The sequence below is a fragment of the Clostridium sp. CAG:43 genome (assembly GCF_000434655.1).
GTDB classification, from domain to species: Bacteria; Bacillota; Clostridia; order Lachnospirales; family Lachnospiraceae; genus Otoolea; species Otoolea fessa.
Genome location: NZ_FR894997.1, coordinates 1 through 9,197, shown reverse-complemented (window position 1 = coordinate 9,197; position 9,197 = coordinate 1). Strand labels below are relative to the sequence as shown.

At 50.2% G+C, this 9,197-nt stretch carries 7 protein-coding genes and 1 pseudogene; 5 read left to right on the top strand and 3 right to left on the bottom strand.

Features of this window, described 5'->3' with window-relative positions:
- Positions 1-86: 86 nt before the first annotated feature.
- Entirely contained in the window at positions 87-1,295 is a 1,209-nt protein-coding gene (locus tag QVO97_RS00760; RefSeq protein WP_118469426.1) for a class I SAM-dependent rRNA methyltransferase, read from the bottom strand.
- A 289-nt stretch (positions 1,296-1,584) separates the two neighbouring features.
- Between QVO97_RS00760 and QVO97_RS00755 the strand changes: the two genes are divergently transcribed.
- Together QVO97_RS00755 and clpX are read left to right on the top strand one after the other, a co-directional pair.
- On the top strand, positions 1,585-3,114 hold the full coding sequence (locus tag QVO97_RS00755) for a S1C family serine protease (RefSeq protein WP_022358528.1): 1,530 nt from the start codon (positions 1,585-1,587) through the stop codon (positions 3,112-3,114).
- Positions 3,115-3,404: 290 nt separating this feature from the next.
- A complete protein-coding gene (gene clpX / locus QVO97_RS00750) occupies positions 3,405-4,892 on the top strand; it encodes an ATP-dependent Clp protease ATP-binding subunit ClpX (protein WP_022358527.1) in 1,488 nt (495 codons plus the stop codon).
- 110 nt (positions 4,893-5,002) lie between these two features.
- Here clpX and QVO97_RS00745 read toward each other — a convergent pair whose 3' ends face one another.
- A complete protein-coding gene (locus tag QVO97_RS00745; protein WP_288188516.1) occupies positions 5,003-6,616 on the bottom strand; it encodes a S8 family peptidase in 1,614 nt (537 codons plus the stop codon).
- Positions 6,617-6,831: 215 nt separating this feature from the next.
- On the opposite strand from QVO97_RS00745, the gene QVO97_RS00740 reads away from it, so the two are divergent.
- Positions 6,832-7,371 carry a signal peptidase II gene (locus QVO97_RS00740; protein WP_022358525.1) on the top strand — a complete coding sequence of 180 codons (540 nt, stop codon included), beginning with the start codon at positions 6,832-6,834 and terminating at the stop codon, positions 7,369-7,371.
- Here the strand turns inward: QVO97_RS00740 and QVO97_RS00735 are convergent.
- Positions 7,301-8,143, bottom strand: a complete 843-nt coding sequence (locus QVO97_RS00735; RefSeq protein ID WP_022358524.1) for a BadF/BadG/BcrA/BcrD ATPase family protein — start codon at positions 8,141-8,143, stop codon at positions 7,301-7,303. The genes QVO97_RS00740 and QVO97_RS00735 overlap by 71 nt on opposite strands.
- 358 nt (positions 8,144-8,501) lie before the next feature.
- On the opposite strand from QVO97_RS00735, the gene QVO97_RS00730 reads away from it, so the two are divergent.
- Positions 8,502-8,777, top strand: a complete 276-nt coding sequence (locus QVO97_RS00730; RefSeq protein WP_288188512.1) for a hypothetical protein — start codon at positions 8,502-8,504, stop codon at positions 8,775-8,777.
- 146 nt (positions 8,778-8,923) lie between these two features.
- Positions 8,924-9,197, top strand: a pseudogene (locus tag QVO97_RS00725) (hypothetical protein); the annotation flags it as partial.

Below are 9,197 nucleotides of genomic sequence, written 5' to 3'. Positions count from 1 at the left end.
TCGAAGATGCGAATCGTGATATAACAAAAACAGCAACCTGCATATATGCAAAAGTGAAATAAAAAATACGGGTTGCCGTCTTTTAGTTACTTTTCATCCACAACCTGGAAAATGTAGAACTTCAGATAATAGGACGTCTCATCCCCCGCCCACAGAATCGGATGGTCGGCTGCCTGGGTGCGGTATTCGATCTGGCGCAGGCGGCGGTGGGCGCTGCGGGCTGCCTCCTGAATCGCCTTTGTGAAGAGTTCCGGCGTCATGAAATGGGAGCAGGAGCAGGTGGCGAAGTAGCCGCCGTCCTTTACCAGACGCAGACCGCGAATATTGATCTCGCGGTAGCCCTTGATGGCATTTTTGACCGAGCTGCGGGATTTTGTGAAGGCAGGCGGATCGAGGATCACGACGTCAAATTGTTCACCTTTTGCCTCTAATTCCGGAAGCAGGTCAAAGACATCCGCGCACTGAAAGGTGGTAGTGCCGGAAACACCGTTTAACTCTGCATTTTCACGCGCCTGTGCGACGGCAAGTTCGGACGCATCCACGCCGATGACCTCTTTGGCGCCGGAGACGGCTGCATTTAAGGCAAAGGAGCCGGTGTGGGTAAAACAGTCCAGAACGCGTTTGCCCGGGCAGAGACGCTGGATTGCCAGACGGTTGTATTTCTGGTCGAGGAAAAAGCCAGTTTTCTGCCCGTCCTTGACATCTACCAGATAGCGGACACCATTTTCAACGATCTCTACTTTTGTATCAAATGGTTCCCCGATAAAGCCCTTATAGCGCTCCATGCCCTCCTGTAAGCGGACCTTAGCGTCGCTGCGCTCGTAAATACCGCGGATATGAATGCCGTCTTCCTCAAGCACCTTGACGAGTTTTTCCAGAATCAGCGGTTTCAGACGGTCGATACCGAGCGCCAGGGATTCAACGACCAGCACATCGGAAAACTTGTCGATCACGATGCCCGGAAGGAAATCTGCTTCGCCGAAAATCAGGCGGCAGCTGCTGGTATCAACTGTCTGACGGCGGTATTCCCAGGCATTGCGGACGCGCATTTCGATAAAAGCATCGTCGATGACAGTATCCTTTTTGCGGGAAAGCATCCGCACGGTAAGCTTGGAGCGGGTGTTGATAAAACCACATCCGAGCGGATAACCGTCAAAATCTTCGACACGAAGGATATCGCCATTTTCAAATTCGCCCTCAATTCGTTCAATTTCATTATCATAGATCCACATACCGCCGGCTTTCAGGGAACGAGCCTCGCCTTTGCGGATATGGACAACTGCCTGTGTATTCATCATGGATGTAACAGTCCTTTCATATAAAATGTAAAATTCGTTTCTTTCATTAAGTATACAAGAGGAGAGAAGGACTGACAAGTGAAAACCGAGAGATGTTTTTGACTTCACAGATTTATGATTTTATTTTCACAATTACATCACAAATAACTGATAGACTATCTCATGTAAACAGAGAGAGGGCAGAAAGCCTGAGATAGAATATAAGAGTATGAACAATCCGCTGCGGGAAGGTTCGCAAAATGGACAGTACGCGGCTGTGATTCCTGAGAACAGGAGGTATGAATATATGTATGACGAGAATGAAAGAAATGAGAGACACGATCAGGATGTAGATTATACGGAGGGCGCTTATTCGGACAGCGCTTATGAGGAAAAGAATAACGATACTGCTAAAAAAGAAGAAACTTCCGATTATGGCGGTTATCATGATTCTCGTTACCGGGGCAGTCTCGATGGAGAACCGGAGGCAGCAGCCGGAGAAGATCCGAAAGAGAATGCAGAGAAGCAGCCGGAACGCAGCTATATTCCGGAAGAACGGAGTGGCCGGGGACATGGCTCTAAGAATACTGGTAAGAAAATTGCGGCACTTGTGATGTCGGGCATTTTGTTTGGCTGTGTGGCAGGCGGAACCATGGTCGGCGTGAATGCGCTTTCAAACCGGCTTCTTCCGGGTGAGACCGCACAGGAAACGATCGGTCAGGTTTCCCAGGAGACACAGGCAGATGCGGGCACTAAAACGCAGGCCTCCATTGGCAACGATGTTTCTTCGATTGTAGAGAAAGCGATGCCGTCCGTTGTAGCGATCAACAATAAGATGATTTATACACAGGACAACTGGCTGTTTGGTCAGCAGCAGTACGAGGTGCCGAGCAGCGGTTCAGGAATCATTGCCGGACAGAATGACACGGAACTTCTGATTATTACCAATAACCATGTCGTTGAAGATTCCGAGGAACTTTCGGTTACCTTTATTGATAACCAGAGCGTTAAGGCAGCGGTCAAAGGTACTGATTCCGATTCGGATCTGGCAGTCATTGCCGTACAGCTTTCGGATATACCGGAAGAAACGAGAAAACAGATTAAGGCAGCCGATCTGGGCGATTCTGATTCCATGAAGCTGGGACAGGGTGTTGTGGCAATCGGTAACGCACTGGGACAGGGGCAGTCGGTTACCGTCGGTTATGTCAGCGCTTTAAATAAAAAGATAACCATCAACGACGTAGAGCGGACACTTCTGCAGGTCGATGCGGCGATCAACCCAGGCAACAGCGGCGGCGCACTTTTAAATATGAACGGTGAAGTTATCGGTATCAATGCGGCGAAGTATTCGGACACCAGTGTTGAGGGCATCGGCTATGCGATCCCGATTTCACAGGCAAAGGATATTATCAGCGACCTGATGACGAAGACGACGAAGGTAGCTGTCGATGAGAATGAGCAGGGCTATCTGGGAATCCAGCTTCAGAATATCGACAGCCAGATGGCGCAGGCGTATGGCATGCCGGAAGGTATCTATGTATACAAGATTGTTGCGGGCGGCGCGGCATCCAGGTCGGATCTGCGGGAGCGCGATATTATCACCAAGTTTGACGGTGAGAAGGTAAAGAATGGTGATGATCTCAAGAAACTGCTGACTTACTATAAGGCAGGTTCCACCGTTACCATGACGGTACAGAGTCTGGAAAATGGCAAATATGTCGAGAGAAACGTACAGATTACACTGGGCTCCAAGAGCGATATGCCGCAGAGCCAGGATAGCCAGAACGAGAGCCAGAGTGAATCACAGGCAAGTCCGCAGAGAAAACTGGGAAGATAGAAAATACCCCATCAGCGAAGTGGGCTGGAATGTATAGTTGCCCGTAACGGTGAAGATACGGAACTGTTGCGAGGCGGAAATGAATAAAATCAGGAAGATATAGAAAAGAAGGCAGGTGAACCGCCGGTAGATCCTCTTGTAATCAGAGAGGGCGGTGATTCATCTGTCTTTTTGTTTCATAGGAAATTTTTTGTTTTTAAAACGAAATGACGGCTGCTGTTATGATTTACGTTTTTCACAAGCTATGATAAAATGAAAAGGTGCTTTTAGATTGGAGGAAATATAAAAATATGAGTGATAACCAGAATATAGATACGACAACCAATATAAACGAAACAGATACAAATAAAACCAGTACAGATCATTCGGATGATTACGAGAAAATCTGCTACGTCTGCCGCCGCCCGGAGAGCAAGGCGGGAGAGATGATCACGATGCCGGGCGGGATGAATTTCTGCCATGAGTGTATGCAGAAAGCATTTGACTCGATTTCCAAGTCGGGCATGGACTTTTCCAAGCTTCAAAATATGCCGTTTATGAACATGAATCTCAATGATTTTGCGGGCATGCAGATGCCGAATACAGAGATTCCAGAGAAAAATAAGATCAAGAAAAAGAGCAAGGCAAAAGACGCGGAGAAATTTCTGACGATGAAGGATGTTCCGGCACCGCACCAGATCAAGGCGCAGCTGGATGCGTATGTGATCGGGCAGGAGCGGGCGAAACGGGCAGTTTCAGTGGCAGTCTACAACCATTATAAGCGCGTGATTCTCCGGCAGCAGGACGAGCTTCGGGCAAATGAAAATACGGAAGAAAAGGCGGAAAACGCGGCGGCACAGGGAATGCAGATGCAGGGCGGCGAGCCGGAGATTGAGAAATCCAACATCCTGATGCTGGGACCGACCGGAAGCGGAAAAACGTACCTGGTCAAGACGCTGGCGAAGCTTTTGGATGTGCCGCTGGCGATCGCGGATGCGACGGCGCTCACGGAAGCTGGATATATCGGAGATGATATAGAAAGCGTAGTCTCCAAGCTTCTGGCAGCGGCTGGAAATGATGTGGAGAAAGCTGAGCAAGGCATCATTTTCATCGATGAGATCGATAAAATTGCGAAAAAGAAAAATACGATGAGCCGCGATGTCAGCGGTGAGTCGGTACAGCAGGAACTTTTAAAACTTTTGGAAGGCAGCCAGGTAGAGGTGCCGGTCGGCTCAAACCAGAAGAATGCACTCACGCCGATGGCGACTGTGGATACGAACAACATCCTGTTTATCTGTGGCGGCGCGTTTCCGGGATTGGATGATATCATCAAGGAGCGCCTGAAAAAGCGTTCCACGATGGGCTTCAACTCCCATTTGAAGGATGAATTTGACAATGATCCGGATATTTTGAGCCAGGTGACAACGGAAGATCTGCGGAATTTTGGCATGATTCCAGAGTTTCTCGGACGTCTGCCGGTGCTTGTGAGCCTGCAGGGGCTGACAAAGGAATTGCTGATGCGGATTCTGAAAGAACCGAAAAATGCGATCCTCAAGCAGTATGAGCGCCTGCTGGCGCTGGATGAGGTCAAACTGGTGTTTGAGGACGATGCACTGGAGTGGATCGCCGAGCGGGCTCTGGAAAAAGATACGGGTGCCCGTGCGCTGCGTGCAATTTTAGAGGATTTTATGATGGATATCATGTATGAGATCCCGAAAGATCCGAATATCGGATCCGTTGTGATCACGCGCCCGTATCTGGAGAAGAAGGGCGGTCCACGGATAGAGATGCGGGGGTAATAGCTTTTCAGGAGCATGATCGGTGAACGGTGTCATGGATGTGGTGAAAGTTAGCGATGTAAGGATCCGGAAAAGCAATTTGTGTGTGAAGAGAAAACAGCAGAAGTTAATTAACTTCTCATGGATAAAAAAGAGTTATATAGGTTTAACGTCCCATACCCCCACTCCCGGCTGGGATATTCGATGGAATTTCGGCGGTCAGCCCCGCGGATCAGAAATGCCTTGGCAATCGAGGTGTTGATCCGCGGGGCTGATGGCGTATAGGCAGACCAGGAGAGCAGGATCGCGGCGGCTCCGGCGGTCATGGCGGCGGCAAATGAGGTTCCGGTTACCTCCTGATAATCGGGAAGCGGGAGCCGGACGCCGGGGGCGGCAAGGTCGGGCTTGATAGTTCTGGTGCGGGTAAAACCGCGGCTGGAATGCAGATAGATCCCGCCCGTCTGGTGGCTGTAGGCGGCGGTGGTGATGATGGCTGCTGTATTGCCCGGATCGGTGATGGTTGTGTCCGGATCCGGGCGCAGAAAGAAGGTTTCATCCGAGATAAAGCCGTGCACCGGCAGCCACATATGGTATTCACCCTGAATCGAGAGCGTGTGGTAGACGCGGATTTTCCAGATTCCGGCGGCGGGGGCATCAAAGCGCATCAGGATCAGTTCGCTTCCGGTCGCCAGATCGGAGCTGGTATAGTTGAGGTGAATGGTCGTTCCTTCCAGAAGAAAGGGAATCCGGCGTTCTTCGTTGCCGGAGAGCCGGATGCGTCCCGTTTCGTCGCCGGAGGGGGATAAAAATCCGACACTGTAAAGCTCCGATTCACGCGCCCACAGTTCCAGCGTAAATCCCCGTTCGTCGGGACCGACCCGCAGTTCCACATCCTCATAGGAGGTGGAAGCAGGAAATACACTGCGAAAATGGTGCCCGCGCCCGGTTTCATTGCCTCCGGCGGCGACCAGAATCTGCCCGCTGGCGCGCGACAGGCTGTTCAGATATAGACCAAGCGGCGAAGTGCCGCTGTGGCTTCCGGTATTGGTGCCAAGACCCAGCAGGATCACAAGGGGCTTTTTCTCCTGCCTGGCAATATAAAGAAGAAACTTGATTCCGAGCATGATGTCGTCCTCCTGAAAGGCGATGGCATCCTCGCGGATCAGAAAAAAATCGCGAAGATAGGTTCTGGCTGGTTTCAAGCGGACAACGACCAGTTCCGATTCCGGCGCCGCCCCGGAGAAAAAAGCATCGGCATCTTCGGAACCGGCGGCGACCAGCGCCATCTGCGTGCCATGGCGGAGAGGATCCGAGGTGGGGACGATGGAATGCGGATCTTCCGAGCGCAGCGCCTCGTTGATGTGGGAACGCTGGTAGACACTTCCGTAGTGCAGCGCATCGATCGGATCCGGCGTGCTAAGCCCCGCGCCCGGAACCGTCTGATCCCAGATGGCGGCGATGCGCGTGCTTCCATCCGGATCGCGTAACAAGGGATTTGTATAATCGATCCCCGTATCCACAACCCCAATCAGCGCCCCGCGCCCCTTGTTTCCGAGAAATGGCTGTTCTGCCGTCCGGGAAATTCCTGCGCTGTCCAGGCTGGATGTATCTAATATGGTATAAAGATTCGGGATCGAGTCATAGCCATACTGCTGGACTGAGAGCGGCAGCGCCTCAGCCAGAGACCGGTGCCAGATCACATACTCATGATTGACAAAATCATAGCAGCCGGAATCATTATCCAAAATCTGGTTATAGGTAAAAGGAAAAAAACGTTCGATAAAATCGGCGGTTTGGTTGTCTGGAAGAGAAGAGCAATTCATAGCGTTTTCCATAGAGATTTTTTAGAATTTAAGATAAGATATGCGGTAAAATACGAAAGCTTCCCTATACTCTGTCGGAAAAACTTGTTATAATAAATATAAGTTAGATAATGACAATTATATGAGGAGGTGCCCTTATGAAAAAATACCTGTATATGATAGCTGCCCTGTTCGGCATCGATTATTTCTGCAAGGAAAACATAGAAGCCCAGAAACCGGAAGATTTTCCGCGCGACATGGAAAAAAGTCATGGAAAGATCCGCCTGTACCGCAATCACAACGACGGTTTCTGTTTTGGGGTAAAAAAAGAAAAGAAAGAACTGGTCCGCATGGTGCCGGTTGTCTTTACCTCGGCGGCAGCGGGCATTCTGACATGGTTACTGTGCCGGGACGAAGGCAGAAAAGCCGATCGGATCGGTTTTGCCCTCATCACGGCGGGTGGTTTAAGCAACCTGTATGACCGCATCAAACGCGGTTATGTGGTAGATTATTTCAGCATCCGGTGTAAATACCTGGAAAAGATCGTCTTTAATCTGGGAGACTTTTTTATCTTCGCAGGAAGCGCCCTGATCGCAGCCTCCGATCTGCTGGGAGCCGTCCGTGATCTTACTTCTCCGGCAGAGACTCACATAAAAGCGCTCCGACTGCCGTGGCGAAAGACGGATGAGGCGGAATGATATAGTCGATTCCAAAGACATCGTGCATCTGATTGAAAATGTCAAAGGTCTTTGCAGCAGGCGCAAGGCTGGCGAGAGAACCGGTCAGGACGACATTCCGGGTGGTGTCCCGGCTGAGCGCCAGGGACGCCATCACACCCACATTTTCATAAATCATATTGAAAAGAGCGGCAGCCAGGTCAGCATCCGAGGCGCCGCTTTTGATTCGCCCAAAATTGGCAGCGGTTAAGTCGGCGGCAAGTCCCGGGACATCTTCCTCCTGCACGTCGGCGATGCGGAGATCTGCCATGGCCTTATTGCCGCGCAGCGCCATCTCTGAGAGGGCAAAAATGTCGGTGACGCCGAGAAAGCGCTCCGCCATGCCGGCAAGTGTCCCACCGCCGACACCGCTTCCGCCCAGATGACGGAAGCCGTTTGTCTTGGAAGCGCGGATAAAGGCAGAGCCGGTTCCAAGGCTGACCACCAGCGCTTCGTCAAGCCCGGACAGGTATAAGCCGCCGCGCCCGATGGCATCCAGCTCCAGGGCATGGATGGTCGGGATGCCGAAGATATTTTCATGGAAATACGTCGAACCGAGCCCGGTCAGGACGATTTTTTCAACATCGTCAAACGAAGCGCCCTGCTGATCCAGGAAACGCCCGAGAACACCGTAAGCTGAGGTGCGCGGGTCATCCGCGTGAACCTGAAGCGTACCGAGCAGAGTGCCATGCTCATCCAGCGCCGCCGCCTTGGTGCTGGAACTGCCGATGTCAATTCCGAGGGATAATTTCATTTGCTTATCTCCTTTATGATATAAAAGTAGGATATGGCTGCCAGGGCAGTCGTTCCGTATCTTTTATGACTGTAAGAATTGGATTGTTTTTATAAACATTATAGGGTAAAGTAAAATAAAGTGCAATGCAGTGTTCTCAAAATAAATTTCGTCATTTTTTACAATGAGTTATGAATGACGCCTGAGCTGTAATGAAAACGCCGAATTCAGTTGTTATTTATTCAACCCCAAAATTGACATCTGCAAAACACCGTGATATTATATAAAAAGATAGTGGAAAAAGTGGAAAATCGATCCTGTGGACGGAAATGGTACCTATGGATTCACTTCTATCTGGGGGCTAGACAGGGATATGAGTATGAGTGAATTAAATAAGATTTTTGGACCTGGTTGCCCGAAATGTTTGAAGAAAAAGGATATTTTAGACTACTGGGTATGGCATAAACTTCTTTTATTAGAAAGGTTTTCGGAAAGACCGTCTTTTAAGAGAATGATTTATGCTTTTTTTTGTTTGAAAGATGAGAACGATGGCTGGAACGATCGAACGATACGTGGCACAGCGGCGGCGAATATGAAAAAGGAAAAATGTCTGCGAGAGGTGTCACTGACATTTTTTTCGCATGTCATAAATTAAATATTCCATCTGACTATGACAGAAAGGCAGTAAAAAAGATAGCAGAGGTGAGAAGATAAGAAATGTACTTATATAAGAAAGAACACAAAAAAAGCCGAGGATGGTTCAGGCGTGTCTGTCAGAAACTTCCCGTCGTGACGGCTGCGATGATGGCCACAGCCGTATTTCTTTCCGGGTGCGGCCATGGCGCATCCCAGACGGGAGAAGAAGCCACACCGTCGGACGGAAGCATATTATATGTGAAAGACGCGCCGGGCGATCTGCCGGAGGACCTGCAAAACATCCGGGCATCCGGGGTTCTGCGGGTGGGAATCCAGAGCGGCGATCCACCGTATTATCAGGAGGATCCGGTAAGTGGAGAGCTGAGTGGAATCGATGTAGATCTGGCATATGAAGCGGCAAGCCGTATTTTTGGATGCA

Coding starts and splice junctions, on each gene's coding strand:
- QVO97_RS00760 (WP_118469426.1), bottom strand. CDS start 1,295: ATGAATACACAGGCAGTTGTCCATATCCGCAAAGGCGAGGCTCGTTCC.
- QVO97_RS00755 (WP_022358528.1), top strand. CDS start 1,585: ATGTATGACGAGAATGAAAGAAATGAGAGACACGATCAGGATGTAGAT.
- clpX (WP_022358527.1), top strand. CDS start 3,405: ATGAGTGATAACCAGAATATAGATACGACAACCAATATAAACGAAACA.
- QVO97_RS00740 (WP_022358525.1), top strand. CDS start 6,832: ATGAAAAAATACCTGTATATGATAGCTGCCCTGTTCGGCATCGATTAT.
- QVO97_RS00735 (WP_022358524.1), bottom strand. CDS start 8,143: ATGAAATTATCCCTCGGAATTGACATCGGCAGTTCCAGCACCAAGGCG.
- QVO97_RS00730 (WP_288188512.1), top strand. CDS start 8,502: ATGAGTGAATTAAATAAGATTTTTGGACCTGGTTGCCCGAAATGTTTG.